Annotated in this window: 24 protein-coding genes; 19 read left to right on the top strand and 5 right to left on the bottom strand. The window is 70.1% G+C overall.

Annotation, left to right across the window (positions count from 1 at the left end; all coding sequences use genetic code 11):
• Window positions 1-22: 22 nt before the first annotated feature.
• Window positions 23-1471: a Fe-S cluster assembly protein SufB gene (gene sufB / locus AB0K11_RS18805; protein WP_364979840.1), complete on the bottom strand. Its 1449-nt coding sequence runs from the start codon at window positions 1469-1471 to the stop codon at window positions 23-25.
• Window positions 1468-2184, bottom strand: a complete 717-nt coding sequence (locus AB0K11_RS18800; RefSeq protein WP_364979837.1) for a metalloregulator ArsR/SmtB family transcription factor — start codon at window positions 2182-2184, stop codon at window positions 1468-1470. The genes sufB and AB0K11_RS18800 overlap by 4 nt, the downstream gene beginning before the upstream one ends.
• Window positions 2185-2310: 126 nt before the next feature.
• Between AB0K11_RS18800 and mptB the strand changes: the two genes are divergently transcribed.
• The 3 genes from mptB to AB0K11_RS18785 are packed head-to-tail and all read left to right on the top strand — an operon-like array spanning window position 2311 to window position 5805.
• Entirely contained in the window at window positions 2311-4053 is a 1743-nt protein-coding gene (gene mptB, locus AB0K11_RS18795; RefSeq protein ID WP_364979834.1) for a polyprenol phosphomannose-dependent alpha 1,6 mannosyltransferase MptB, read from the top strand.
• A complete protein-coding gene (locus AB0K11_RS18790; RefSeq protein ID WP_364979831.1) occupies window positions 4050-4982 on the top strand; it encodes an ABC transporter ATP-binding protein in 933 nt (310 codons plus the stop codon). Before mptB ends, AB0K11_RS18790 begins: the two co-directional genes overlap by 4 nt.
• A gap of 28 nt (window positions 4983-5010) precedes the next feature.
• Entirely contained in the window at window positions 5011-5805 is a 795-nt protein-coding gene (locus tag AB0K11_RS18785; protein ID WP_364979828.1) for an ABC transporter permease, read from the top strand.
• Here AB0K11_RS18785 and AB0K11_RS18780 read toward each other — a convergent pair.
• Window positions 5773-6423 carry a hypothetical protein gene (locus AB0K11_RS18780; RefSeq protein ID WP_364979826.1) on the bottom strand — a complete coding sequence of 217 codons (651 nt, stop codon included), beginning with the start codon at window positions 6421-6423 and terminating at the stop codon, window positions 5773-5775. The genes AB0K11_RS18785 and AB0K11_RS18780 overlap by 33 nt on opposite strands.
• An 83-nt stretch (window positions 6424-6506) precedes the next feature.
• Between AB0K11_RS18780 and AB0K11_RS18775 the strand changes: the two genes are divergently transcribed.
• From AB0K11_RS18775 to AB0K11_RS18750, 6 genes are all read left to right on the top strand, one after another.
• Window positions 6507-7088, top strand: a complete 582-nt coding sequence (locus AB0K11_RS18775) for a TetR/AcrR family transcriptional regulator (protein WP_364979822.1) — start codon at window positions 6507-6509, stop codon at window positions 7086-7088.
• A 53-nt stretch (window positions 7089-7141) separates the two neighbouring features.
• The gene (locus tag AB0K11_RS18770) at window positions 7142-8167 is read left to right on the top strand and encodes a COX15/CtaA family protein (protein WP_364980487.1); all 1026 of its coding nucleotides are present in this window, start codon (window positions 7142-7144) and stop codon (window positions 8165-8167) included.
• A gap of 876 nt (window positions 8168-9043) precedes the next feature.
• Window positions 9044-10018, top strand: a complete 975-nt coding sequence (locus AB0K11_RS18765) for a quinone oxidoreductase (protein ID WP_364979819.1) — start codon at window positions 9044-9046, stop codon at window positions 10016-10018.
• Window position 10019: 1 nt separating this feature from the next.
• On the top strand, window positions 10020-10451 hold the full coding sequence (arfB, locus tag AB0K11_RS18760; RefSeq protein ID WP_364979816.1) for an alternative ribosome rescue aminoacyl-tRNA hydrolase ArfB: 432 nt from the start codon (window positions 10020-10022) through the stop codon (window positions 10449-10451).
• A gap of 52 nt (window positions 10452-10503) precedes the next feature.
• Entirely contained in the window at window positions 10504-11433 is a 930-nt protein-coding gene (locus tag AB0K11_RS18755; protein ID WP_364979813.1) for a hypothetical protein, read from the top strand.
• A 77-nt stretch (window positions 11434-11510) separates the two neighbouring features.
• Complete coding sequence (locus tag AB0K11_RS18750) at window positions 11511-11786, top strand: hypothetical protein (RefSeq protein WP_364980484.1); 276 nt, start codon at window positions 11511-11513, stop codon at window positions 11784-11786.
• A 3-nt stretch (window positions 11787-11789) separates the two neighbouring features.
• Here AB0K11_RS18750 and AB0K11_RS18745 read toward each other — a convergent pair whose 3' ends face one another.
• Complete coding sequence (locus tag AB0K11_RS18745) at window positions 11790-12734, bottom strand: heme o synthase (protein WP_364979810.1); 945 nt, start codon at window positions 12732-12734, stop codon at window positions 11790-11792.
• A gap of 206 nt (window positions 12735-12940) precedes the next feature.
• On the opposite strand from AB0K11_RS18745, the gene tkt reads away from it, so the two are divergent.
• From tkt to AB0K11_RS18695, 10 genes are all read left to right on the top strand, one after another.
• Entirely contained in the window at window positions 12941-15031 is a 2091-nt protein-coding gene (gene tkt, locus AB0K11_RS18740) for a transketolase (RefSeq protein WP_364979807.1), read from the top strand.
• A gap of 23 nt (window positions 15032-15054) precedes the next feature.
• Window positions 15055-16173 (top strand): transaldolase, encoded by a 1119-nt coding sequence (gene tal, locus AB0K11_RS18735; protein ID WP_364979804.1) that lies wholly within the window; start codon window positions 15055-15057, stop codon window positions 16171-16173.
• Between the two features lie 11 nt (window positions 16174-16184).
• A complete protein-coding gene (gene zwf / locus AB0K11_RS18730) occupies window positions 16185-17732 on the top strand; it encodes a glucose-6-phosphate dehydrogenase (RefSeq protein ID WP_364979801.1) in 1548 nt (515 codons plus the stop codon).
• A 2-nt stretch (window positions 17733-17734) separates the two neighbouring features.
• Window positions 17735-18646: a glucose-6-phosphate dehydrogenase assembly protein OpcA gene (opcA, locus tag AB0K11_RS18725; RefSeq protein WP_364979798.1), complete on the top strand. Its 912-nt coding sequence runs from the start codon at window positions 17735-17737 to the stop codon at window positions 18644-18646.
• A complete protein-coding gene (gene pgl, locus AB0K11_RS18720; RefSeq protein WP_364979795.1) occupies window positions 18643-19374 on the top strand; it encodes a 6-phosphogluconolactonase in 732 nt (243 codons plus the stop codon). The genes opcA and pgl overlap by 4 nt, the downstream gene beginning before the upstream one ends.
• A gap of 176 nt (window positions 19375-19550) precedes the next feature.
• A complete protein-coding gene (locus AB0K11_RS18715) occupies window positions 19551-19925 on the top strand; it encodes an ATPase (RefSeq protein WP_364979792.1) in 375 nt (124 codons plus the stop codon).
• A gap of 13 nt (window positions 19926-19938) precedes the next feature.
• Window positions 19939-21249, top strand: coding sequence for a cytochrome (locus tag AB0K11_RS18710; protein WP_364979789.1), 1311 nt, complete (start codon window positions 19939-19941; stop codon window positions 21247-21249).
• Complete coding sequence (gene nthA, locus AB0K11_RS18705; RefSeq protein ID WP_364979786.1) at window positions 21246-21863, top strand: nitrile hydratase subunit alpha; 618 nt, start codon at window positions 21246-21248, stop codon at window positions 21861-21863. The genes AB0K11_RS18710 and nthA overlap by 4 nt, the downstream gene beginning before the upstream one ends.
• Window positions 21863-22513, top strand: a complete 651-nt coding sequence (gene nthB, locus AB0K11_RS18700) for a nitrile hydratase subunit beta (protein ID WP_364979783.1) — start codon at window positions 21863-21865, stop codon at window positions 22511-22513. The genes nthA and nthB overlap by 1 nt, the downstream gene beginning before the upstream one ends.
• A gap of 1 nt (window position 22514) precedes the next feature.
• Window positions 22515-22844 carry a nitrile hydratase accessory protein gene (locus tag AB0K11_RS18695; RefSeq protein ID WP_364979780.1) on the top strand — a complete coding sequence of 110 codons (330 nt, stop codon included), beginning with the start codon at window positions 22515-22517 and terminating at the stop codon, window positions 22842-22844.
• Between the two features lie 27 nt (window positions 22845-22871).
• On the opposite strand, the gene ppc is transcribed toward AB0K11_RS18695, so the two are convergent.
• Window positions 22872-25676 carry a phosphoenolpyruvate carboxylase gene (ppc, locus tag AB0K11_RS18690; protein WP_364979778.1) on the bottom strand — a complete coding sequence of 935 codons (2805 nt, stop codon included), beginning with the start codon at window positions 25674-25676 and terminating at the stop codon, window positions 22872-22874.
• Between the last annotated feature and the right edge of the window lie 183 nt (window positions 25677-25859).

Below are 25859 nucleotides of genomic sequence, written 5' to 3'. Positions count from 1 at the left end.
CCCGTCGCTTCGCTCGCCCCCATCAGCCGACCGCGCCTTCCATCTGCAGCTCGATCAGGCGGTTGAGCTCCAGTGCGTACTCCATCGGCAGTTCCTTGGCGATCGGCTCGACGAACCCGCGCACCACCATCGCCATCGCCTCGTCCTCGGTGAGGCCGCGGCTCATCAGGTAGAACAACTGTTCCTGGCTGACCTTGGACACCGTGGCCTCGTGGCCCATCGTGACGTCGTCCTCGCGGATGTCGACGTACGGGTAGGTGTCCGACCGGCTGATCGTGTCGACCAGCAGCGCATCGCACTTGACGCTCGCACGGGAACCGTAGGCGCCCTTGTTGACCTGGACCAGGCCGCGGTAGGACGCCCGGCCGCCGCCGCGGGCCACCGACTTGGACACGATGTTGGACGACGTGTGCGGCGCGAGGTGCAGCATCTTGGCACCGGTGTCCTGGTGCTGGCCCTCGCCGGCGAACGCCACCGAGAGCACCTCACCCTTGGCGTGCTCACCGGTCATCCACACGGCCGGGTACTTCATGGTGACCTTGGAGCCGATGTTGCCGTCGACCCACTCCATGGTGGCGCCCGCCTCGGCCCTGGCCCGCTTGGTGACCAGGTTGTAGACGTTGTTCGACCAGTTCTGGATCGTGGTGTAGCGGCACCGGCCGCCGGGCTTGACGATGATCTCGACGACGGCCGAGTGCAGTGAGTCGCTCTTGTAGATCGGCGCAGTACAGCCCTCGACGTAGTGCACGTAGGCGTCCTCGTCGACGATGATCAGCGTCCGCTCGAACTGGCCCATGTTCTCGGTGTTGATCCGGAAGTACGCCTGCAGCGGGATGTCGACGTGGACACCCTTGGGCACGTAGATGAACGAGCCGCCCGACCACACCGCGGTGTTGAGCGCCGAGAACTTGTTGTCGCCCGCCGGGATCACGGTGCCGAAGTACTGCTTGAACAGCTCCGGATGCTCCTTCAAGGCGGTGTCGGTGTCCAGGAAGATGACGCCCTGGGCCTCGAGGTCCTCGCGGATGGAGTGGTAGACCACCTCGGACTCGTACTGCGCGGCGACGCCGGACACCAGACGCTGCTTCTCGGCCTCGGGGATGCCCAGCTTGTCGTAGGTGTTCTTGATGTCGGCGGGCAGGTCGTCCCACGTGGCGGCCTGCTTCTCGCTGGACCGCACGAAGTACTTGATGTTGTCGAAGTGGATGCCGTCGAGGTCTGAGCCCCAGTTGGGCATCGGCTTCTTGTCGAAGGTGCGCAGTGCGCGCAGCCGGGTCTCGAGCATCCACTCCGGCTCGCTCTTCTTCGCCGAGATGTCACGCACCACTGCCTCGGACAGCCCGCGCTGCGCGCTGGCACCGGCGACGTCGGAGTCCGACCAGCCGTACCCGTACTTCCCGAGCGAGGCGATGGTCTCGTCCTGGGTCAACGGCTCGGCCTTGGCGACCGAGGTCTCGGGGGTAGCGGTCATGTCGACGCTCCTTGGGTTGAGGTGGCGGCTTCGGCGCGGGCTGTGTGCCGAAGTTCCTTGGCGAGTGGTACATGGGTGGTGCAGGCGCAGTCGCCGTTGACGATCGTGGCCAGCCGCTGGACGTGCGTGCCCAGGATCTCGGCGAACGCCTCACGCTCGGTCTGGCACAGCTCCGGGAACTCCTCGGCGACGTGCGAGACCGGACAGTGGTGCTGGCAGATCTGCACGCCGTGGACGGGTCCGCCCGCCGGCGTGGTGGTCGTGGTGGTGGCGTAGCCGGCCCGGGTCAGCGCCGCGGCCACCCGGTCCGCAGTGGCTTCAACGCCATCGGGGCCCTCGGTTACTCCCGACAGGATGGTGTCGATCCGGCGGCGGGCGAAGGTGCGCACGGCGTCGTCGCCGCCGATCTCGCGCAGCTGGCGGATCGCCGCGACCGCCAGGTCGTCGTAGGCGTGGCCGAGCTTGGCGCGGCCCGCGGCGGTCAGCCGGTAACGCTTGGCGGGCCTGCCGCGGCCCGAGTGCTGCCACGCCTCCGCCGCGCTGGCCTGCGCGTCACCCGCGTCGATCAGGGCGTCGAGATGACGGCGGACACCTGCGGCAGAGATGCCGAGACGGTCACCGATCTGACCGGCGGTGATCGGCCCCTCCATCAGCAATTGGATGATGGCCGTTCGGGTGTGACCGTCCGAGGCGGGCACGACGGCAGGCGTCATGTCCGCAGCTCGCTCCCGGTCGAATTCCACAACACCATTGTGTCGGAATTCCCTGACCGGTTCCAGCAAGGGGACCCTTACCGCGAGCGTGAGAGCCACCACACCCCCGACCGTTAGTCTGCTCTGATGGCTCCACTGGCCGGGCGCCTCCAGATGTTCAGCTCCTCGATCGCCCGATGGCACGGCGACGAGCCGGTCGCCGGTTCCCCGCTCAACAGCGCCGAGATGGTGGCGCTGCGCCACACCCGGCTGTTCGGCGCCACCGGCACGGTGCTGATGGCGATCGGCGCGCTCGGCGCCGGTGCGCGGCCCGTGGTCCAGGATCCCACCTTCGGGGTCCGGCTGCTCAACCTGCCCTCGCGGATCCAGACCGTCTCGCTGACCATGACCACCACCGGCGCGGTCATGATGGCGCTGGCCTGGCTCATGCTCGGCCGGTTCGCCCTCGGCAGCCGCCGGATGTCGCGCGGCCAGGTGGACCGCACGCTGCTGCTGTGGGCGCTCCCACTGCTGCTCGCCCCGCCGATGTACAGCCGCGACGTGTACTCCTACCTGGCCCAGAGCGAGATCTCGCGGCTCGGCCTCGACCCGTACAAGGTGGGCCCCGCCACCGGCCTCGGGCTGGACCACGTCTTCACGCTGTCGGTGCCCAACCTGTGGCGGGAGACTCCGGCGCCCTACGGCCCGCTGTTCCTGTGGATCGGCGAGGGCATCTCGACGGTCACCGGCCAGAACATCGTCTGGGCGGTGCTGTTCCACCGGCTGGTCGTCCTGCTGGGCGTCGGCCTCATCGTCTGGGCCACCCCGCGGCTGGCCCGCCGCTGCGGCGTCGCCGAGGTCAGCGCGCTGTGGCTGGGGCCGTGCAACCCGCTGCTGTTCATGCACCTGGTCGCAGGCATCCACAACGAGGCGCTGATGCTGGGCCTGATGCTGGCGGGCACCGAGTTCGCGTTGCGCGGGATCGACGCCGCGCAGCCACTGCTCCCGCGGCCGCTGCGCAGACCGGTCACCCGCGACGACTGGCACCGCTGGTATCCGCTGGCCATGCTCGTCGTCGGGGCGGTGCTGATCGCGCTGTCGTCGCAGGTCAAGCTGCCGTCGCTGTTGGCGCTGGGGTTCGTGGCGATGGCGCTGGCCTGCCGGTGGGGCGGCACGGTCAAGGCGTTCGTGATCGCCGGCGGGTCGTTGACCGCCCTGTCGGTGGCGGTGATGGCGGTGATCGGCTGGGCCAGCGGGCTGGGGTTCGGCTGGCTGTTCACGCTGGGCACCGCGAACGTGGTGCGCAGCTGGATGTCCCCGCCCACCCTGATCGCGCTGGGCACCGGTCAGGTCGGCATCCTGCTCGGCCTCGGCGATCACACCACCGCGGTGCTGGCCCTCACCCGCGCCATCGGTGTGATCATCATCGCCATCCTGGTCACCTGGCTGCTGCTGGCGGTGCTGCGCGGCCGGCTGCACCCCGTCGGCGGACTGGGTGTGGCCCTGGGTGCGACGGTGCTGCTGTTCCCGGTGGTGCAGCCCTGGTACCTGCTGTGGGCGATCATCCCGCTGGCGGCCTGGGCCACCCGCCCGGGTTTCCGGGGATCGACGATTGCGATCACGCTGGTCATCGGCATCTTCGGGCCCACCGCCAACGGCGACCGGTTCACGTTGTTCCAGATCGTGATGGCCACGCTCGCCAGCACGCTGGTGGTCGCGCTGCTGATCGCGCTCACCTGGCGCCGGTTGCCGTGGCGACCGATCCCCGACCCCGATGCCGACGACGTTCCGGACGCCGACGCGGTGGCCGAGGAGACTCCCGATGCGCAGCCGTCACCGCCACCGCGGCAGCACCCGTCGAGCACCGACGCATACGCTGAATCCCCGTGACGTCCGGATCCGCTGTTCCCGTCCTGCTGCGCGGGGTGACCAAGCGGTACGGGTCGACGACGGCGGTGTCGGGACTCGACCTCGACGTGCAGCGGGCCGAGGTGCTGGCACTGCTGGGGCCCAACGGCGCGGGCAAGACCACGACCATCGAGATGTGCGAGGGCTTCCTGCGGCCGGACGCCGGCTCCATCGAGATCCTCGGCCTCGATCCGGTCTCGGACAACGCCAGGCTGCGGGAGCGGATCGGCGTCATGCTGCAGGGCGGCGGCGGCTACCCGGCCGCCCGCGCCGGTGAGATGCTCGCGTTGGTGGCCGCGTACGCCGCCGACCCGCTCGACCCGCAGTGGCTGATGGACACCCTCGGGCTGACCGAGGTGGCGCGCACCACCTACCGCCGGCTGTCCGGCGGCCAGCAGCAGCGGCTGGCGCTGGCCTGCGCGGTAGTGGGACGTCCCGAGCTGGTGTTCCTCGACGAGCCGACCGCCGGGATGGACGCGCATGCACGAATCGTGGTGTGGGAGTTGATCGACGGGCTGCGTCGCGACGGGGTGACCGTCGTGCTGACCACCCACCAGCTGACCGAGGCAGAGGAACTGGCCGACCGGCTGGTGATCATCGACCACGGCGTGGCGGTGGCCACCGGCACGCCCGCAGAGCTGATGCGCTCCGGCGCCGAGAACCAGTTGAGGTTCCGCGCCCCGCGGATGCTCGACCTGGCGCTGCTCGTCGCCGCGCTGCCCGAGGGGTACCAGGCGGTCGAGGCCGCGCCGGGTGAGTACCTCGTCGAGGGTCACATCGACCCGCAGGTGCTGGCGACCGTGACGGCGTGGTGCGCACGGCTGGACGTGCTCGCCACCGACATGCGGGTGGAGCAGCGCAGCCTCGAGGACGTCTTCCTCGACCTGACCGGACGGGAGCTGCGGCCGTGACGTGCGCTTGCGCGAGGAGGATCGGGACATGACACGCGATCCCAGGGGCGTGACCAATCGTTTCGCACCGGGCACCTTCTCCCCCGACCCGCGGCCTGCGACGGTGCCGACGATGCTGGCCGCCCAGTTCAACCTGGAACTGAAGCTGCTGCTGCGCAACGGCGAGCAGCTGCTGCTCACCATGTTCATCCCGATCACACTGCTCGCCGGATTGATCCTGCTGCCGCTCGGCTCCTTCGGCGACGACCGTGCCGGCACGTTCGTGCCCGCCGTGATGGCGCTCGCGGTCATCTCGACGGCCTTCACCGGGCAGGCCATCGCGGTGGCGTTCGACCGCCGCTACGGGGCGCTGAAACGGTTGGGCGCCACCGCACTTCCGGTGTGGGGCATCATCGTCGGGAAGTCACTGGCGGTGGTCGCGGTGGTGTTCCTGCAGTCGATCGTGCTCGGCGCCATCGGTGTCGCGCTGGGCTGGCGGCCCGCGCTGGCCGGGCTGGCGCTCGGCGCGGTGGTGATCGCCCTGGGCACCGCCGTTTTCGCGGCGCTCGGGCTGCTGCTCGGCGGGACCCTGCGCGCCGAGATCGTGCTGGCGGTCGCCAATCTGCTGTGGTTCGTCTTCGCCGGTTTCGGCGCGCTGACGCTCGAGGGCCAGACGGTGCCCGGCGCCGTGGCCTGGGTGGCGCGGCTGACGCCGTCGGGTGCGCTGACCGAGTCGCTGACGCAGGCGATGACGTTGTCGGTGGACTGGTTCGGCCTCGCCGTGCTCGCCGTCTGGGGCGCGGTGGCCGGGCTATGCGCGCTGCGCTGGTTCCGCTTCACCTGACCGCGCGAGCTCGGGCAGCAGGAACTCGAGCTGTCCGACCTCTTCGATGTTGTGCTTCACCCACGCGCGGGTCTTGTCTTCGGGGAAGTGGCCGGACACGATGCGGTTGACCGGCGAGAGTCTGCGGGTGCCGAGGTCCATGACCGTGACGTAATGCGCGCCGTCGGCGCCGGCAGACCAGGTGTGCTCGAGCTGGAAGACGATGACGCCGGCCACCCGCAGCACGAGGCGGATCCCTGTCTCGTCGAGTTTCTCGACGCGGGCGACCTCGTCCACCAGATATTCGGGCCGACCGCCGAACGCCTCGACCATGTGGAACCGCGCACCTTCTGCGGCGCCGCCGGCCGGCGCAGGCCGCGCCAGTTCCCATCGGATGTGGTCGACCGGATGCCACGCGAGATAGCGGTCGATGACCTTGCCGCCGTAGGACATCGTGCCGCCCAGGTTGCTGAACCAGTCGAGCAGCATCGCCGGGGTGATGCCCGGCAGTGGCCGGTGGTCGATGGTGATCCGGCGCCGGTGGTGCGGGAGTGCGGTGTACCGCACCACTGCGGTGTCGACGGTGCGCATCGGATAGAGCACCGGACGGGGCTCCGGGAACGTTGTGTCGTGGGACATCGCCACCTCCAAGATACGGGAACGTTTCTTAGAACCGTATGCGGGCGCGCTAAGATACGCAAGCGTTTCTTCGAGGAGGTGGCATGCAGCGGCGGCACGGCGAAGAGCTCGATGCGGCGATCCGTTCGGCGGCACTGAAACTGCTGGCCGACCACGGCCCGGGTGGCGTCACCATGGAGGCGGTCGCCGCGGCGGCGAAAACGAGCAAGCCCGTGCTCTACCGGCGGTGGCCGGACGCCACGGCGCTCATGCGCGACATGCTGCTCGGCCTGGCGACCACGGCGATCCCGCACCGCGACACCGGGAGCTACCGCACGGACATGCTGGCGGTGCTGCGGGGATGGGCCGCGTTGTTCACCGGACCGGACGCCGCCGTGCTGCGCGCGGCGATCGCCGCGGCCGCCCACGACCCCGTGCTCACGGCGACGTTCCAGCAGGACGTCATCGGCTGGCGCAAGGCCGAGATGGCCGCACTGCTGCAGCGCGGCATAAAGCGCGGGGACGTGCGGCCCGACGTTCCGGTGGAGCTGGCCCGCGAACTCGGCCAGAGCGTGCTGTGGCACCGGTTGCTGATCACCGGCGACCCGATCACCGACGACCTCGTGGTGCAGCTCGTCGACGAGGTGCTGGTGCCGTTCACCGCCCCGCGAAAGGCCGCTCCGTGACGCCCTACTACGGCATGTAGTTGGCCATCGCCTACCATCGGGGCGTGCGACCCATGTTCACCGGCCTGTTCGTCGGCCTTGTCGACCGGCTCCCGATGCCGAGCCTCGGCGTGCAGCGCGCGATCGCCGTCGCGGTGATCCTGACCCAGGGCGGCATCGCAGTCACGGGTGCGATCGTGCGGGTCACCGCGTCGGGCCTGGGGTGCCCCACCTGGCCGCAGTGCTTCCCCGGCAGCTTCACCCCCGTCCCGCACGCCGAGGTGCCGGGCATCCACCAGGCCGTCGAGTTCGGCAACCGGCTGATCACCTTTCTTGTCGTGCTCACCGCCGCCCTGGCGGTGCTCGCCGTGGTGCGGGCCCGCCGCCGCCGCGAGGTCCTCGTCTACGCCTGGCTGATGCCTGCTTCGACCGTCGTGCAGGCGGTGATCGGCGGGATCACCGTGCTGACCGGCCTGCTGTGGTGGACCGTCGCGATCCACCTGCTGGCTTCGATGACGATGGTCTGGGTGGCGGTGCTGCTCTACGTGAAGATCGGCGAGCCCGACGACGGGGTGGCCGAACGCACCGTCCCGAAACCGTTGCGGCAGTTGACACTCCTGACCGGGATCGCGCTGGCCGCCGTCCTGGTCACCGGAACGCTGGTCACCGGCGCGGGTCCGCACGCCGGCGACAAGAGCATCGACGCTCCGGTGCCGCGCCTCGAGGTCGAGATCGTCACCCTCGTGGTGACGCACGCGACGCTGCTGGTCGCCTACCTGTCCCTGCTGGTGGCACTCGTCTTCGGCCTTCGCGCGGTCGCCGCCCCCCGCAACGTCATGCGGCGCCTTGCCGTCCTGCTGGCGCTCGTCGCGGCCCAGGCACTGGTCGGGCGGGTGCAGTACGCCCTCGACATCCCCGCGGCACTGGTGGCACTGCACGTCGCCGGCGCCGCGGCGTGCACGGCGGCCACCGCCGCCCTATGGGCGTCGATGCGACAGCGGACCAAGCCCGAGCCGGTCGAGCGCGGCCTCGACACCGAGGGCGAAGTCGCGCTGACGGCGGTCCCTGGTGTCGGCGTCCAACAGCCGCCACCCCAGTGACGGCTCCACCAGCTCGAGTTCGAGCAGCCGGGGGTCGTCGATCCCGCCGATGACGTCGGCGCGGGCGTAGAGGAAGTCCGAGGGCATGGCGCCCAATTCGGCGGCGGCGGCCGCCAGCGCGGCGTATCCGACGTCCCAGAGCTCGTGGTCGGGGTCGGCAGGCGTCAGCGACTCCTCGGCGAACGTGCCCGTCTCGTCGAACACCGGCGGCCCTGCGGCGGGCAGCAGCGGCGCCTTGGTGAACGCGTGCGACGCGCGCCCGGCCAGGAACACCATCGCCGTCTCACCGTGTTCGATGCGGGCGTCGTACGGCTGCACCAGCACCGTGGAGCCGGCGCCGTGCAACGCCCGGGCGTGGGCACGAGCCGCGGCCGGATCGGCGAACCGGCGCGCTCCCCCGGCCCCGGCGCCGACGGCCGGCTTGACCACCACCTCTCCCGCGGGCAGCCGCACAGCGTCACCCGGCGCGAAGAACCGGCTCGGCACGGTGGGTACGCCGCGCCGTTCGAGATCGGAGAGGTAGCGCTTGTCGGTGTTCCAGGCGACCACGCCTGCGCCGTTGAGGAGATTGCGCACCCGCCGCGTCCAGGCCAGGAAGTCGTCGAGCCGCTCCACGTAGTCCCACGTCGCGCGGAGGATCACCAGGTCGGCCTCGAGCGTCGCCGGATCGTCCCACGACCGCCAGCGGGCGTGGAGTCCGCGGCCGCGCAGCGCGTCGACCAGTCCGGCGTCGTCGCCGTCGCCCTCCGGCAGCGCCGGGCAGCCCGCGAGCACGATGCGCGGGTGGCGGAGGTCGGGACGGGCCAGCTTCATGGTCGAATGATGCCAGCACAGGGCGATCCGAGCGGCCGGCGGATGTTCGGCAATGATGGAGCCATGTACGCGATCGAAGTCGCCGAGACCGGCGGACCCGAAGTCCTGCGCCACGTCGAGAAGCCGCCACCCACCCCGGGTCCGGGGCAGGTGCTGATCAAGGCCGAGGCGATCGGCGTGAATTTCATCGACACCTATTTCCGGTCCGGGCTGTACCCGCGGGAGTTGCCCTTCGTGGTGGGCACCGAGGTGTGCGGCACCATCGAGGCGGTCGGCGAGGACGTCGCCGCACTCGGTGTCGGCGACCGGGTGGTCACCGACAAGGCGTTCGGCGCCTATGCCGAATATGCGCTTGCACCAGCTGATTTCGTGGTCTACGTGCCGGAGTCCGTGCCGTCGGAGGTGGCCGCCTCGGCGCTGCTGAAGGGCACCACCGCGCACTACCTGATCAAGTCGACCTACCCGGTGCAGCAGGGCGACACTGTGCTGCTGCACGCAGGCGCTGGCGGCGTCGGGCTGATCCTGACCCAGTGGGCGACCAGCCTCGCCACCCGGGTCATCACCACGGTGTCCACCCCCGACAAGGCCGAACTGTCGAGGCAGGCCGGCGCCGTCGCGGTGCTCGACTACCCCGACGACCCGCAGGAGTTCGGCGCCCGCATCCGCGAACTCACCGACGGTAAGGGCGTGGCCGCGGTGTACGACGGGGTCGGCGCGGCGACGTTCGAAGCCAGCCTGGCCAGCCTGGCGAAGCGCGGCACGCTGGCGCTGTTCGGCGCGGCCAGCGGCCCCGTGCCGCCGTTCGATCCGCAGCGGCTCAACGCCGCCGGGTCGGTGTTCCTGACCAGGCCGAGCCTGGCGCATTACACCGGTACCGCCGACGAATTCGGCTGGCGCGCAGGCGAAGTACTCGACGCGATCGCCACGGGGACCATCACCGTGACGGTCAGCGAACGGTACCGGCTGGCCGACGCCGAGCAGGCACACCGCGACCTGCAGGGCCGCAAGACGGTCGGCTCGGTGGTGCTGGTGCCGTGACGTGACGCAGGACCTCGCCGTCACGCCGGCGTTCGTGATACCCGCGTCCGAGTTGAGCGAGCGCTTTTCCAGGTCCTCGGGTCCCGGCGGCCAGGGCGTCAACACCGCGGACAGCAGGGTCGAGCTGTCGTTCGACGTGGCCCGCTCACCGTCGGTGCCGCCGCACCTGCGCCACCGAATCCTGTACCGGCTGGGCAGTCGGCTCGCCGCGGGCGTGCTCACGGTGACGGCCAGCGAGCATCGCGCGCAGCTGCAGAACCGCGCCGCGGCACGCGAACGGATGGCCCGCCTCCTGCGCGAAGCCTGCGCCGCTCCCCCGCCGGCACGCAGGCCGACCCGGCCCACCCGGGGGTCGAAGGAACGCCGCATCGCGGAGAAGAAACGGCGGGGGTCGATCAAGCAGGGCCGGCGCGGAGGCTGGGACCAGAACTAGTCGCCGGATTCTGGTGCGTCGCGGACCACTCGGGCGGCCATAGGCTTTCCGTGTGCGTTTTCGCCGGATCACCACCACCCTGATCGCCGGTGCGCTGGCGGTCGGCGTGGCGGGGTGCACCGGCGCCCCGGACCGCGAGGACGAGGCACGAGACATCCGCGACCGGGTGGCCGCGATGCCCGGCGTCACCGATGCCGACCTCACCTACGACAACGGCGTCCTCGCGGGCACCCGGTTCGAACTGCGTGTCGACATGGACTCGGCGACCGAGGAACAGATCGGCGCCGTCGCCGACGAGATCGACCGTGCACGCGGCGACGACTTCGCCGACTTCGACCAGCGCGCCGAGATCAACGTCGCCCGGTGGACGACGATCGCCGGCGGCAGCCGCCTGCCCGACGACGCCGGCCGGATCGCCGCACAGCTGCGCCGGCTCAGGGCGGACGTCCATGCCGAGAGCATCGACTACTTCGCCGCTGCCGAGGGACCGTCGGTGCAGGTCTTCGGCGCGACGGCGACCGGCCGGGTGGTCGACACCATTCTGCGGCTGTTCACCGACCCGCCGCCGGACACCATCGAGGTGGCCTCCGAGCCCGCATCCGGCGACCCGGCCTGGGCTGTCCGCAGCAGGCTGTCGATCGCCGACAAGCAGCGCATCGACGATCAACTCGCGGCGCTGGCACCGGCGCAGGCCGGGTACGTCACGGTGCGCGAGGGGCGCGTCGTGGCGCTGACGATGAGCGTGACCAGCCCGGCAGCCGCCCACCGGGAGATCGCCCATGCGGTCGGCGTGATCGGCGCGCGGCCCGGACAACCGGTCGACCTCAACTGGGCCGCGGCGGGGCCCACGGTCACCAAGGGGCCGAGATGGGCCGGTTCCGCGGAGATCGGCGGGTGTGATCACGGCAGTCAGATGGGCGAACTCCTCCCCGACGCCACGGCGCTGCAGCAGCGCATCCGCGACGAGTTCGGCAGCTGCTGAGGCCACCTGTGTTCACGCCGACGCCGCAAGCCCGAACCTCGATCGCGCTGCGCCTGACCGGCGGCACGCTCGCCGCGGTGACCGGCGGGGCGTGGCTGTGGTGCGTGGTGACGGCGCTGACGTCGCGGTTCGCCTCGGCGGGGGCGTCGATGGATCCCGACAGCGTCGCCTTCGACCCGCACGGATTCGGGCTGGTCTTCGGCACGCTGTTCGCCGTGCCGCTGGGCCTGGTGTGCGCGCTCACGCTCCCGCTGGCGTTCCCGCGCGTCCGCCGGGCCGGGGTGCTCCGCCGCGCGATGGCGACGTTCGGCGTGCTGACGGCCGCGCTGTTCGTGGCGGTGTTCTCCGGCTGAGGATCAGGCGGTGAACAGCGTGGGCAGCGCGAGCGCGGAGTCGACCGCCAGCGCGCAGAAGACCACCGCGAGGTAGTTGTTCGACTGCAGGAACAGCCGCAGCGGCTTGACCGGTTCGCCGCGCTTGACCCCGCTGTAGAGCTGGTGGGCCATCGTCAGGAACCACGCGCCTGCCAGCAGCGCGACCGTGGCGTACAGCCAGCCGGTCGCCAGCCCCAAGGCCAGCGTGGCCACCACGGTCAGCCAGGTGTACACCAGGATCTGCTTGGTGACGTGCCGCTCGGTGGCCACCGCGGGCAGCATCGGCACCCCGGCGGCCCGGTAGTCGTCCTTGTAGCGCATCGCCAGCGCCCAGGTGTGCGGCGGTGTCCAGAAGAAGATGATCGCGAACATCACCAGCGCGGGCCACTGGATGGTCCCGGTGACCGCGGACCACCCGATCATCACGGGCATGCAGCCCGCGGCGCCGCCCCACACCACGTTCTGCGACGTGCGCCGCTTGAGCAGCAGCGTGTAGACGAACACGTAGAAGGCGATGGTGGCGACGGCGAGCAGGCCGGACAGCAGGTTCGACGTCCACCACAGCCAGCCGAACGACGCGACCGACAGCACCAGCCCGAACACCAGCGCGTGCCGCGTCGGCACGGTGTCCCTGGCCAGTGGCCGCCGCGCGGTCCGCTTCATCACCTTGTCGATGTCGGCGTCGGCGACGCAGTTCAGGGTGTTGGCGCCCGCGGCGGCCAGCATCCCGCCGATCAGGGTGTTGAGGATCAGCAGCGGATCGACCGTGCCACGCTCCGCGAGGAGCATCGCCGGGATCGCGGTCACGAGCAACAGCTCGATGACCCGCGGCTTGGTCAGCGCGACGTAGGCCAGGATCCTGGCCAGAACCGAAGAGCGAATTCGGCTGGACGTCCCGCGACCGAGGTGGCGCTCGCGAATGCTCACGCAGATGACTCCTCAACAAAATCGCGGCAGCGCGCAGCTTCTACTACAGACGATGGTAGACGGCGTCCGCCCCGCGCCTGCACCGCAGGGTCGGTTCGGATGAACGTCCGCCCCATCATGCGTTGTGGTCCTGCAGAGGCCGACCACCGCGCACTAGGGTGGACAGGGATCAGCTTGCCAGCCGCATGACAGCCAGGAGCGCGTTCGTGACCACTACAGAGGAAATTTCTGCCCTCACCCGCCCGAGTCACCCCGATGACTGGACCGACCTCGACAGCACCGCCGTCGACACCGTCCGGGTGCTGGCGGCGGACGCGGTGCAGAAGGTCGGCAACGGCCACCCCGGCACGGCGATGAGCCTGGCGCCACTGGCCTACACGCTGTTCCAGCGCCAGATGCGGCACGACCCCAGTGACGTGCACTGGCTGGGCCGCGACCGGTTCGTGCTGTCCTGCGGGCATTCCAGCCTCACCCTCTACATCCAGCTGTACCTCGGCGGGTTCGGCCTGGAGCTCGAGGACATCGAGTCGCTGCGCACCTGGAAGTCGAAGACCCCCGGACACCCGGAGTTCCGCCACACCAAGGGCGTGGAGATCACCACCGGGCCGCTGGGCCAGGGCCTGGCCTCGGCCGTCGGCATGGCGATGGCGTCCCGGTACGAACGCGGGCTGTTCGACCCCGACGCGCCCGCCGGCACCAGCCCGTTCGACCACCACATCTTCGTGATCGCCTCCGACGGCGACATCGAGGAGGGCGTCACCAGCGAGGCGTCGTCGCTGGCGGGCACCCAGCAGCTGGGCAACCTGATCGTCTTCTACGACCAGAACCAGATCTCCATCGAGCACGACACCAACATCGCGCTGTCCGAGGACGTCCCGGCCCGTTACCGGGCCTACGGCTGGCACGTCCAGGAGGTCGAGGGCGGCGAGAACGTCACCGGCATCGAGCAGGCCATCGAGGCCGCCAAGGCCGTGACCGACAAGCCTTCGTTCATCGCGGTGCGCACCATCATCGGCTATCCCGCCCCCAACAAGATGAACACCGGCGGGGTGCACGGCTCGGCGCTGGGCGACGACGAGGTGGCCGCCACCAAGAAGGTGCTGGGCTTCGACCCGGACAAGACGTTCGAGGTGCGCCCCGAGGTCATCGAGCACACCCGCAAGCTCGTCGACCGCGGCCGCGAGGCGCACGAGAAGTGGCAGCCGGAGTTCGACGCGTGGGCCGAGCGCGAACCCGAGCGCAAGAAACTCCTCGATCGCCTGCTGGCACAGGAGCTGCCCGACGGCTGGGACGCCGACGTGACGTACTGGGAGCCGGGCTCCAAGGCGGTGGCCACCCGCGCCGCGTTCGGCCAGGTGCTCAACGACGTCGCGCCCAAGCTGCCCGAACTGTGGGGCGGCTCGGCCGACCTGGCAGGCAGCAACAACACCACGATCAAGGACGTCAAGTCGTTCGGCCCGCCGTCGATCTCCACCAGCGACTTCTCCGCCGACTGGTACGGCCGCGTGCTGCACTTCGGCATCCGCGAGCACGCGATGGGTTCGATCCTGTCGGGCATCGTGCTGCACGGTCCGACCCGCGCGTTCGGCGGCACCTTCCTGCAGTTCTCCGACTACATGCGCCCGGCCGTGCGGTTGGCGTCGCTGATGGACATCGACACCATCTACATCTGGACCCACGACTCCGTCGGTCTCGGCGAAGACGGCCCGACGCACCAGCCGATCGAACACCTCGCGGCGCTGCGCGCCATCCCGAACCTGTCGGTGGTCCGCCCGGGCGACCCCAACGAGACCGCGTACGCCTGGCGCAGCATCCTGGCGCGCGGAAACGGCAGCGGACCGGTCGGTTTCATTCTGACCCGGCAGGGCATCCCGGTCCTGGAGGGCACCGACGCCGAGGGTGTGAGCAAGGGCGGTTACGTGCTCGGTGGCGGCGACGCGTCGGCGGCCGACGTCATCCTCATCGGCACCGGCTCGGAGTTGCAGCTGGCCGTGGAGGCCAAGAAGCTGTTGGCGGACAAGGACATCACCGCGGCGGTGGTGTCGATGCCGTGTGTCGAGTGGTTCGAGAGCCAGCCCAGGGAGTACCGCGACTCGGTGCTCCCGCCGACGGTCTCCGCCCGGGTCGCCGTCGAGGCCGCCGTGGCGCAGAGCTGGTACAAGCTGGTCGGTGACACCGGTGAGATCGTCTCGATCGAGCACTACGGCGAGTCCGCCGACGACAAGACGTTGTTCCGCGAGTTCGGCTTCACGCCGGAGGCCGTGGCGGCCGCCGCGGAACGATCGATAGACAACTAGATCCTTCGAGGAAGGCAACACCCATGGCGCAGAATCCCAACCTCGCGGCTCTGGCGGCCGCGGGTGTGTCCGTTTGGCTCGACGACCTGTCCCGCGAGCGCCTGCAGTCCGGCAACCTGCAGGAGCTGATCGACACCAAGAGTGTCGTCGGGGTGACCACGAACCCGTCGATCTTCCAGGCCGCCCTGTCCAAGGGCGACGCCTACGACTCGCAGATCGCCGAACTCGCCGAGCGCGGCGCCGATGTGGATGCCACGATCCGCACCGTCACCACGGACGACGTGCGCAACGCCTGCGACGTGCTGGCCAAGCAGTACGAGCTGTCCGACGGCGTGGACGGCCGGGTGTCGATCGAGGTCGACCCGCGACTGGCCCGCGATGCGGACAAGACCATCGCCCAGGCGGTCGAGCTGTGGAAGATCGTCGACCGGCCTAACCTGTTGATCAAGATCCCGGCGATGGAAGAGGGCATCCCGGCGATCACCGCGGTGATCGCCGAGGGCATCTCGGTCAACGTCACGCTGATCTTCTCGGTCGAGCGTCACCGCGCGGTGATGGACGCCTACCTCGCAGGCCTGGAGAAGGCCAAGGAGGCCGGCCACGACCTCTCCAAGATCCATTCCGTCGCATCGTTCTTCGTGTCCCGGGTGGACTCGGAGATCGACAAGCGGCTGGAGAAGATCGGTTCGGAGGAGGCGCTGGCGCTGCGCGGCCAGGCCGGTGTCGCCAACGCCCGGCTGGCCTACGCGGCGTACGAGGAGGTGTTCGTCGGCGGTGAGCGCTTCGAGGCGCTCAAGGCGGCTGGCGCCCGGGTGCAGCGGCCGTTGTGGGCGTCGACGGGAGTGAAGAACCCCGACTACGCCGACACGCTCTACATCACCGAACTGGTGGCGCCGAACACGGTGAACACCATGCCCGAGAAGACGATGGACGCGGTGGCCGACCACGGCGTCATCACCGGTGACACGGTGACCGGCAGGGCCGACGAGGCCCAGCAGGTGTTCGACAAGCTCGAGGCCGTCGGCGTCGACCTGACCGACGTGTTCCTCGTCCTCGAGAACGAGGGCGTGGAGAAGTTCGAGAAGTCCTGGCACGAACTGCTCGAGGCGACGCAGGGTCAGCTCGACGAGAAGAAGTCCTAGGGCCGCCGGCCATGAGCGCTGCCGACACCGCCGCCTCCGGGTGGCGTAATCCGCTCAGGGACAAGCGCGACAAACGGATGCCGCGCATCGCGGGGCCGTGCAGTGTGGTGATCTTCGGCGTGACCGGCGATCTGGCGCGCAAGAAGCTGATGCCCGCCATCTACGACCTCGCCAACCGCGGGCTGCTGCCGCCGACGTTCTCGCTGGTCGGTTTCGCCCGCAGAGACTGGGCCGACGAGGATTTCAGCAACGTCGTCTACGACGCGGTCAAGCAGCACGCCCGCACCCCCTTCCGGCAGGAGGTATGGGACAGGCTGGCGGAGGGAATCCGGTTCGTACAGGGCACCTTCGACGACGAGAAGGCCTTCGAGCAGCTCGCGGAGACGCTGAACAAGCTCGACGCCGAGCGTGGGACCGGCGGGAATCACGCGTTCTACCTGTCCATCCCGCCGAAGGCGTTCCCGCAGGTGCTCGAACAGCTGTCGCGGACGGGGCTGGCGAAGAAGACGGACGGCTCCTGGAGCCGGGTGGTGATCGAGAAGCCGTTCGGCCACGACCTGCGCAGCGCCGAGGACCTCAACGCGATCGTCAACAACGTCTTCCCGGAGTCGTCGGTGTTCCGCATCGACCACTACCTGGGCAAGGAGACCGTTCAGAACATCCTCGCGCTGCGCTTCGCCAACGAGCTGTTCGAACCGGTCTGGAACGCGCACTACGTGGACAGCGTGCAGATCACCATGGCCGAGGACATCGGGCTCGGCGGCCGCGGCGGCTACTACGACGGAGTCGGCGCCGCACGTGACGTCATCCAGAACCACCTGCTGCAGCTGCTGGCGCTGACGGCGATGGAGGAGCCGGTGAGCTTCAACCCGGCCGAGCTGCAGGCCGAGAAGATCAAGGTGCTGTCCGCGACCCGGCTGGCCGAGCCGCTGGACGAGACCACCTCGCGGGGGCAGTACACCGCGGGCTGGCAGGGCGGGCAGAAGGTGGTCGGGCTGCTCGACGAGGAGGGCTTCTCGAAGACCTCCACCACCGAGACGTTCGCCGCGATCACCGTGGACGTCGACACGCGGCGCTGGGCCGGTGTGCCGTTCTACCTGCGCACCGGAAAACGGCTGGGACGCAGGGTCACCGAGATCGCACTGGTCTTCAAACGGGCACCGCACCTGCCGTTCGACGCCACCATGACCGAGGAACTCGGCCAGAACGCACTGGTGATCCGCGTCCAGCCGGACGAGGGCATCACCCTGCGGTTCGGCTCGAAGGTGCCCGGCAACCAGATGGAAGTCCGCGACGTGAGCATGGACTTCTCCTACGGGTCGGCGTTCGCCGAGGAGTCGCCGGAGGCCTACGAACGGCTGATCCTCGACGTGCTGCTCGGCGAGCCGTCGCTGTTCCCGGTCAACCACGAGGTCGAACTGGCCTGGAAGATCCTGGATCCCGCGTTGGAGTACTGGGCCTCGCACGGCAAGCCGGACCCGTACGAGTCCGGTGGCTGGGGGCCGGATTCGGCGTTCGAGATGCTGCGCCGCACCGGCCGCGAATGGAGAAGGCCTTAACCATGATCGTCGACCTGCCGGACAGCACCACCGATGTCATCAACAAGAAGATCGTCGCGCTGCGCGAAGAGGGCGGTGCGATCACCCTGGGCCGCGTCCTCACGCTGGTCATCGCCCCGGCGACGGACGCGCTGCTCGAGGAGTCGATCGAGGCGGCCAACGCGGCCAGTCGCGAACATCCCTGCCGGGTGATCGTCGTCGCGCCAGGTGATCGGCTGGCCGAGAACGCCCGGCTGGACGCCCAGCTTCGCGTCGGCCGCGACGCGGGCGCCAACGAAGTCGTGGTGCTGAAGCTGTCCGGCCCGCTGGCCAATCACGCCAGCAGCGTGGTGATGCCGTTCCTGCTGCCCGACACTCCGGTCGTCACCTGGTGGCCGGACGTGGCACCCGAGTTCCCCGCGCAGGATCCGCTGGGCAAGCTGGCGCTGCGCCGCATCACCGACGCCACCAACGGCACCGATCCGCTGGCCTCGATCAAGGGCCGGCTGAAGGGCTACACCCCGGGCGACACCGACCTGGCGTGGAGCCGGATCACCTACTGGCGTGCGCTGCTGACCTCGGCGGTGGACCAGGCGCCGCACGAGAAGATCAACTCGGCGCTGGTGTCCGGCCTGGAGACCGAGCCCGCGCTCGACGTGCTGGCCGGCTGGCTGGCCAGCCGCATCGACGGGCCGGTGCAGCGCGCCGTCGGCGAGCTCAAGGTGGAACTGGTCCGTGACAGCGAGACCATCACGCTGAGCCGCCCGCAGGAGGGTGTCACCGCGAAGATCACCCGCACCGCCAAGCCGGAGGCCCTGGTTCCGTTGGCGCGCAGGGAGACCCGTGAATGTCTGGCCGAGGACATGCGTCGCCTCGATGCCGACGAGATCTACTTCGAGGCGCTGCAGGGTATCGAGAAGGTGCAATACGTATGAGCTCCATCGTCGAGAGGTACTCGGACAAGGACGAACTGGTCGCCGCGGCCGGTGACCGGCTCGCCGAGGCGATCAACGCCGCGGTCGCGGCACGCGGCGTCGCGTCGGTCGTGCTGACCGGTGGCGGTACCGGTGTGGCGATGCTCAAGAGGGTCGGTGAGCACGACATCGATTGGGCGAAGGTGCATCTCTACTGGGGTGACGAACGCTACGTCGCCGCCGACGACGACGAGCGCAACGACAAGCAGGCGCGTGAGGCACTGCTCGACCACGTCGACATCCCGGCCGCCAACGTGCACGCGATGGCCGCCCTCGACGGCGAATACGGCGACGACCTCGACGCCGCCGCGCTGGCCTATGAACAGGTGCTGGCCGCCAACGCCAAATCCGGCGAGCCGACACCGGCTTTCGACGTGCATCTGCTCGGGATGGGGCCGGAGGGACACATCAACTCGCTGTTCCCCGACACCCCGGCGGTACGCGAGGCCACCCGCCTGGTGGTCGGGGTGACCGACTCCCCCAAGCCGCCGCCCCGGCGCATCACGCTGACGCTGCCCGCGATCACCCGTTCGCGCGAGGTGTGGCTGGTGGTGTCCGGCGCGGAGAAGGCCGAGGCCGTCGCGGCCGCGGTGAACGGCGCCAGCCCGACCGCAGTGCCCGCTGCGGGCGCTGTGGGACGCGACGCCACCGTGTGGCTGCTCGACGAGGACGCGGCGAGCAAGCTCTAGTCGTCCCTGCCGGTGTCGGCCTGCGCGTCGGCGTATCCGGACAGGTAGTCCGCGCTGTGCCCGGCGCCGTCGGGGCCTCTCGGCGATCTCGGTAGGTTCTCGCACGGACTGCGTTGCATGCATGTCAGACGCCGGGTTCGCCGCCCCGGTTCCGCGTGGGGGTCATAATGACCGTCATGGTGGACAAGAGCGGTAGGGTTCCGGCACGCAAGGGCACCGAGCGAATCCGCAAGCTCGCCCAGGCCGCACTGAACGCCGATGTGACCGTCGATCAGGTGGACACCATCCTGGACGGCTTGAGCGAGACGCTGATCGACCTGAACAAGTCCACGGCCAATCTCGACGACACCCTGGAACGCTTCAACGAGACGATCAGCCGGATCAACGAGTTGGCGCCGCGCCTGATCGCGGTCGTCGACCGGTTGGAGGGCATCGTCGATCGGGTCGAACGCATCGTCGGTCTCGGCGAGGCGGTGTTCTCCCCGCTCGCGAGGACCGAGGACGTGGTCCGCGGCGCCGTCAACGCCGTCCGGCGCAGCACCGGCCTGTAGCGCGAGTCCGCTGATGACAGCCGGTCCCGAACCGGCGCCGCCGACGGCGGTGGGAACGGGACTGCCCTGGGATGTCCCTGTCGAGGACGCGGTCGCGGCGATCGCCGCCGCCCGGCAGCGCCACGGCGACGAATTCGTGGTCGAGAGCGGCACCGACCGCTACCTGTTCACCTTCTCCCCCGCCGGTGTCGACGCCTTCTACCGGCTGCCTGAGGAGCGCGCCAGCAAGGGCGTGGCCGACTTCCTGATGCTGCGGCGCAAACTGCCCGCGGAGATCTTCGAGGGCCGCCGGACGCTCCCCGGCGCACTGTTCCGCCGCGACGACGTGGCCTCGTACCTGGAGAATCTGGGAGAAGCGCTGGACCTCACCGTCGCCGAACTCGGCACCGCCGGATCGGTCGATTTGTTCGGCCTCGCCAGGCGACTCGCACACCGGATGGGTCTGGCGTCGTGGGCCGGGCCGGGTGCGGCCGACGGGCCGACATTCGAACGACTGGTGCGGGCGTTCGACACGCTGGACGGCGCCGAGGCCTTCGTGCACCCGGACCGGATGGCCGCGGTGGCCGCGTCGGGCGGCGCGGCGGAGCGGGCCGCGCTGGCCGACATCGTCGACGTCGTCGCGGCGCGGGTTCGGGTCGAGGAGCACGGGCTGTTCGGCCGGATCGCCGCCGAATGGGCCGGCGAGGAACCCGGGATCGCCTCGCGCGGAATCGCCTACGACGTCGCGCTGATCCACATCGCATCGATGTCGAATCTGGCCGCGGCGCTGGGCTGGACACTGGTGGACCTGCTCGCCCATCCGGCCGAGGCGGCCCGGGTGCGGGCCGGCGATCAGGATCTGGCGCGGCGGGCCGCGCTGGAGAGCACCCGGATGGCGCAGCGGTCGATCATGTCGCGCACGGTGCTGGCGCCCGTCGATCTGGCCACTGGTGAGGTCACCTACCGGGTGCCGCCCGGCTGGACCATCGCCACACTGCTGCCGCTGCTCAACACGTCTGCGGCGCCGGGTCTGCAGCGCTGGGACCCCGATCGCTGGACCGGCCACCGGCTGGCGGCGCACGCCGGCCTCGCCGCCCCGGTCCTCGTCACGGCCTTCGGGCACGGTAGGCACACCTGCCCGGCACAGTCGTTCTCACTGGCGGCGATGACGACGGCCGCGACCCGGTTGCTCACCGAGTTCGATCTGACCCCGCGGTGGAGTGGGCATCCGCGGCCGGTCCCGGCGCAGATCGGCGGTGTCGCCCGGGCCGCCGAACCGTGCCCGGCAAACTACGTGCGGATCGAACCCGCCGGGCGGGCTACCGAGGTTACTGTTGCGCCATGAGCGGAGACGGCCCGGACCACCACGGGTCACTACCGGAGATCGAGGTGCGCGTGCGCGCACTCGAATCGATCCTCGTCGAGAAGGGTTACGTCGAGGAAGCGGCGCTCGACCGAATCGTCGAAGCCCATGAAACGGCCATCGGCCCGCACATCGGCGCGCGGGCGGTCGCCCGGGCGTGGGTCGATCCCGACTACCGGCAGGCACTCCTCGACGACGCCTCCGCGGCGATCGCCCCCTACGCCCACGGCGGCAGGGTCGGCGGTCAGCTGATCGCGGTCGAGAACTCCGCACAGGTGCACAACATGGTGGTGTGCACGCTGTGCTCCTGCTATCCCTGGGACGTGCTGGGCCTACCGCCCACCTGGTACAAGTCGAGCGCGTACCGGTCCCGCGCGGTCAAGGAGCCGCGGGCGGTGCTGGCCGACTTCGGCGTGACGCTGCCGCCGGAAACCGTTGTGCGGGTGTGGGATTCGACGGCCGAGACCCGCTACATCGTGCTGCCGATGCGGCCCGGCGGCACCGACGGCTGGCCCGAGGAGAAGCTGGCCGCACTCGTCGGCCGGGACGCCATGATCGGCACGGGTCTGCCTGCCGCTCCCGGCGAGGCGCCCTGATGGACGGCGTGCACGACATGGGCGGCATGGACGGCTTCGGGGCCGTGCGGCCCGAACCGCCGGGCCCGGTGTTCACCCACGAGTGGCAGGGCCGGGTCTTCGCGATGAGCATGGCCATGGGAGCCCGCGGCGTGTGGAACATCGACGTCGGGCGATTCGGCATCGAGACGCTGCCGCCGCGGGTCTATCACGACAGCTCCTACTACGAGCGCTGGTTTCTGCGGCTCGTGGACGTCGCGATGGCCTACGGCCTGGTGGACCCCGACGAGGTCGACGGCCGGCGCGCCGCCGCGGCGACCGATGCCACGACATTCACCGTCGACGACGTCGCCCGCGTGCTGAAGCGGGGGAACTACGTGCGGCCGGCGACGCGGGACCCGCGCTTCGCGCCGGGCGATCGGGTCCGTGCCCGCAACATCCATCCCCGGTCGCACACGCGGTTGCCCCGCTACGTCAGAGGGCACGTCGGGGTCGTCGAACGCATTCACCAGCCGAATGTGTTCCCCGACAGCGTGGTTCGCGGCGACGGCGAGGACCCGCAGTGGCTGTACACCGTCCGGTTCGAGGGCCGGGACCTGTGGGGTGACGACGCCGAACCGGGTACCGCGGTGTCGGTCGACGCGTTCGAACCGTATCTGGAGGAGGTCTGACGTGGCCGACGATCCGCACCCGTCGCCGCAGGCCTTCTCGGACCCCTGGGAGGCACGCGCCTTCGCCATGGTCAAGGCACTGCAGGAGGGCGGCGTGCTGACGCGCGAGGAATGGGCGCAGGCCCTGGGTCGGGAGATCCGCCGCGGCGGGGACGCCGACGAAACGGCGGCGTCCTACCGCAGGCACTGGCTCGCGGCCCTCGAACGCGTCGTCGTCGACAAGCGGTTGGCGTCGGGCGAGGCGCTGGTCACCCGCCGCGCGGCGTGGCAGCGGGCGGCTCAGCGCACCCCGCACGGCGAGCCGATCAGGCTCGCCGCCGGCGACCACTGACGCGGCGGCGCGGAAGATCGGCCGCCGTCAACCGCTGTTGCGCAGCGCGGTGGCCAGACCGCTCATCGTCAGCAGGATGCCGCGCTGCACGAGTTCGTCGTCGTCTCCGGACCGGTACCGCCGCAACAGCTCCACCTGCAGGTGATTCAGCGGCTCCAGGTACGGGAACCGGTTGAACACCGAGCGGGCCAGCGCCGGGTTGTCGGCGAGCAGATCGTCGTGTCCGGTGATCAGCCCGAGCATCCGAATGGTGCGATCGTGCTCGGCGACGATCTTGTCGAACACCCGGGCCCGCAGCTCGGTGTCCTCCACCAGCTCCGAATACCGTGCTGCGAGGCCGAGATCCGCCTTGGCCAGCACCTGCGCCATGTTCGACAGCACCGTGGAAAAGAACGGCCATCGCCGGTAGAGGTCCTGCAGCACGCCGAGCCGGTCCTGTTCGTGCTCCGGGTCCTCGGTGATGAACTGCTCGAATGCCGATCCGGTGCCGTACCAGCCGGGCAGCATGACCCGGGACTGGCTCCACGCCAGCACCCACGGGATGGCGCGCAGGTCGGAGATGGAGGTGGTCGGCTTGCGGGATGCGGGTCTGCTGCCGATGTTGAGCGCCCCGATCTCGCTCACCGGGGTGGACGCCTTGAAGTAGTCGACGAATCCCGGTGTCTCGTGCACCAGTTCGGAGTAGGCCCGTTGTGCGCGGGCGGCCAGGTCGTCGAGCACGTCGTAGGCGGGCTCGGCGGCGTCGCCGAGCCCCTCGACGTCGAGCAGTGTGGACTCCAGAGTAGCGGCGACCAGGGTCTCGAGATTGCGGTGCGCGATCCGGGGTTCGGCGTACTTGGCCGCGATCACCTCGCCCTGTTCGGTGATGCGCAGGGACCCGTTGACCGCCCCCGGTGGCTGCGCCAGGATCGCGTCGTAGCTGGGGCCGCCGCCCCGGCCGACGGTGCCGCCGCGACCGTGGAAGAGCCGCAACCGGATTCCGGTCTTGCGTGCCGACTCCACCAGGTCGAGTTCCGCGCGGTACAACGCCCAGTTGGCCGCCAGGTATCCGCCGTCCTTGTTGGAGTCGGAGTAGCCGAGCATCACCTCCTGGTGCTCGTCACGCGCGGTCACCACGGCGCGGTACAGCGGCAGCTCGAGGACCGCCTCCAGGATCGACGCGCCGCGCTGCAGGTCGTCGATCGTCTCGAAGAGCGGCACGATGCCCACGGGCGCGTACGGTTGCGGCCCCGAGACGTCCAGCAGGCCCACCTCTTTGAGCAGCAGCGCGGCCTCCAGCATGTCCGACACCGACTGGCACATCGAGATGATGTAGTTCGGCACCGCCTGCGGGCCGTACACGTGCACCGCTCGCGCGGCCGCCGCCACGATGTCGAGCTCCTTGCGGGCGAGCTCTGAGAGGTCGGCTCCGTCGCGGGTCAGCGGCCTGCGGGTGGCGAGCTCTTCGGCGAGCAGCTCGACGCGCTCCGGCTCCGAGAGCGACGCGTAGTCCTGATGCACTCCCGCCCAGGCCAGCAGCTCGGCCACCACCTCCTCGTGCACGTCGGAGTTCTGCCGCATGTCCAGGCCGGACAGGTGAAACCCGAAGACGCGCACCGCTTCTCGCAACCGGGCCAGCCGGTCGTCGGCGAGCACCGCCGAGCCGTTCGACCGCAGCGAGCTGTCGATGACGTCGAGGTCGGCGGAGAACTCGGCGGGCGTGCCGTAGCGCTGCAGGCCGAGATCGAGCTCGTGTTCGGGTTGGCGGTCCAGGATGTCGGCCGCGGTGGCGGTCAGCCGGCCGTGGACGACGCGCAGCGCACGACGGTACGGCTCGTCGGCGCGGGCGGCCTCGTGGCACGCGTCGGCCAGCGCGGCGAGCTCGTCGCTGAGCCCGACCAGCCGGGCCGACATCGACAGCTCCTGCTGGAGCGCGGTGAGTTCGGTGAAGTAGTGCGCCAGCGCGGTGTACGCGGCCCTCGACGTCGCCAACCGGACCACCTCGGCGGTGACGTTGGGATTGCCGTCACGGTCACCACCGATCCACGAACCTGGCCGCAGGATCGGTTCGGTGAGCAGCTCCGCGTCCGGCCAGCGGGCCTGCAGCGCGGTCCGCACCTCGGCGTTGACCTGCGGGATGACGTCGAAGAACGCCGACGCGTAGTACCGCAGCCCGGTCTCGATCTCGTCCTGGATCTTCAGCCGCGACAACCGGATGAGCGCGGTCTGCCACAGCGTGAGGATGTGGCGGCGCAGTTCCTGCTCGACGTCCCTGCCGGTGTCGGTGACGGTATGGCCGTGCAGGCGAAGCCGCATCAGCTCGGTGATGCGGTGCTGGGTGTCGAACACCGTGCGCCGCCGGGTCTCCGTCGGATGCGCGGTGATCACCGGGGCGACGAGGGCGCCGCTCAGCGCGTCGGCAACGGTGGCGGAGTCCAGTTCGGCCGCATCGAGTTTGAGGTAGGTGGCGGCCAGGCTGCTGTTCTGTGGCGGTTCGCCGGCCGCGACGTGGACCGCGCGCCTGCGCTCGCGGTGGATGTCCTCGGCCACGTTGGCGAGCAGGGCGAAGTGGGTGAAGGCGCGGATGACGGGGATCGCCCGGCGCACGTCGATGCCGTCGAACAGGCCGGCCAGCTCCGCTCGGTCGATCTCGGAGCGGCGGACCCGGAACGAGCCGACACGGGCGCGCTCGACGAGGTCGAAGACGTCCTCGCCGTTCTGCTCACGCACCGTGTCGCCCAGCAGCGTGCCGAGCAGCCGGATGTCCTCGCGCATCGGTTCGGTGGCTTCGCGGCCACCCTGGGTGCGCCGCACGGACCCGATCGGGGCGAGCGCGGTGTCGGACTCACTCATCGGTCCAGTATCGGTGCAGGCGTGATCGGGCGCAGGGCGACCATCGCGGGCATTGACGGCACCCGGTACTCGGCGCATGCTGGCGGGACCATTCAAGCAAGTTGGGCGACCTTCCGTCGGATGCCGGGTCGGCGCCGAGGCCACCTCCTAAATGAGGACGGCGCCATGAAATCTGTCTTTGCC

It is taken from the genome of Mycobacterium sp. NPDC050551, from assembly GCF_040674075.1.
Taxonomy (GTDB): domain Bacteria; phylum Actinomycetota; class Actinomycetes; order Mycobacteriales; family Mycobacteriaceae; genus Mycobacterium.
This window is presented reverse-complemented; position numbering and strand designations above follow the sequence as displayed.

Coding starts and splice junctions, on each gene's coding strand:
- sufB (WP_364979840.1), bottom strand. CDS start 1,471: ATGACCGCTACCCCCGAGACCTCGGTCGCCAAGGCCGAGCCGTTGACC.
- AB0K11_RS18800 (WP_364979837.1), bottom strand. CDS start 2,184: ATGACGCCTGCCGTCGTGCCCGCCTCGGACGGTCACACCCGAACGGCC.
- mptB (WP_364979834.1), top strand. CDS start 2,311: ATGGCTCCACTGGCCGGGCGCCTCCAGATGTTCAGCTCCTCGATCGCC.
- AB0K11_RS18785 (WP_364979828.1), top strand. CDS start 5,011: ATGACACGCGATCCCAGGGGCGTGACCAATCGTTTCGCACCGGGCACC.
- AB0K11_RS18780 (WP_364979826.1), bottom strand. CDS start 6,423: ATGTCCCACGACACAACGTTCCCGGAGCCCCGTCCGGTGCTCTATCCG.
- AB0K11_RS18775 (WP_364979822.1), top strand. CDS start 6,507: ATGCAGCGGCGGCACGGCGAAGAGCTCGATGCGGCGATCCGTTCGGCG.
- AB0K11_RS18770 (WP_364980487.1), top strand. CDS start 7,142: ATGTTCACCGGCCTGTTCGTCGGCCTTGTCGACCGGCTCCCGATGCCG.
- AB0K11_RS18765 (WP_364979819.1), top strand. CDS start 9,044: ATGTACGCGATCGAAGTCGCCGAGACCGGCGGACCCGAAGTCCTGCGC.
- tal (WP_364979804.1), top strand. CDS start 15,055: ATGGCGCAGAATCCCAACCTCGCGGCTCTGGCGGCCGCGGGTGTGTCC.
- zwf (WP_364979801.1), top strand. CDS start 16,185: ATGAGCGCTGCCGACACCGCCGCCTCCGGGTGGCGTAATCCGCTCAGG.
- opcA (WP_364979798.1), top strand. CDS start 17,735: ATGATCGTCGACCTGCCGGACAGCACCACCGATGTCATCAACAAGAAG.
- pgl (WP_364979795.1), top strand. CDS start 18,643: ATGAGCTCCATCGTCGAGAGGTACTCGGACAAGGACGAACTGGTCGCC.
- AB0K11_RS18715 (WP_364979792.1), top strand. CDS start 19,551: ATGGTGGACAAGAGCGGTAGGGTTCCGGCACGCAAGGGCACCGAGCGA.
- AB0K11_RS18710 (WP_364979789.1), top strand. CDS start 19,939: ATGACAGCCGGTCCCGAACCGGCGCCGCCGACGGCGGTGGGAACGGGA.
- nthA (WP_364979786.1), top strand. CDS start 21,246: ATGAGCGGAGACGGCCCGGACCACCACGGGTCACTACCGGAGATCGAG.
- nthB (WP_364979783.1), top strand. CDS start 21,863: ATGGACGGCGTGCACGACATGGGCGGCATGGACGGCTTCGGGGCCGTG.
- ppc (WP_364979778.1), bottom strand. CDS start 25,676: ATGAGTGAGTCCGACACCGCGCTCGCCCCGATCGGGTCCGTGCGGCGC.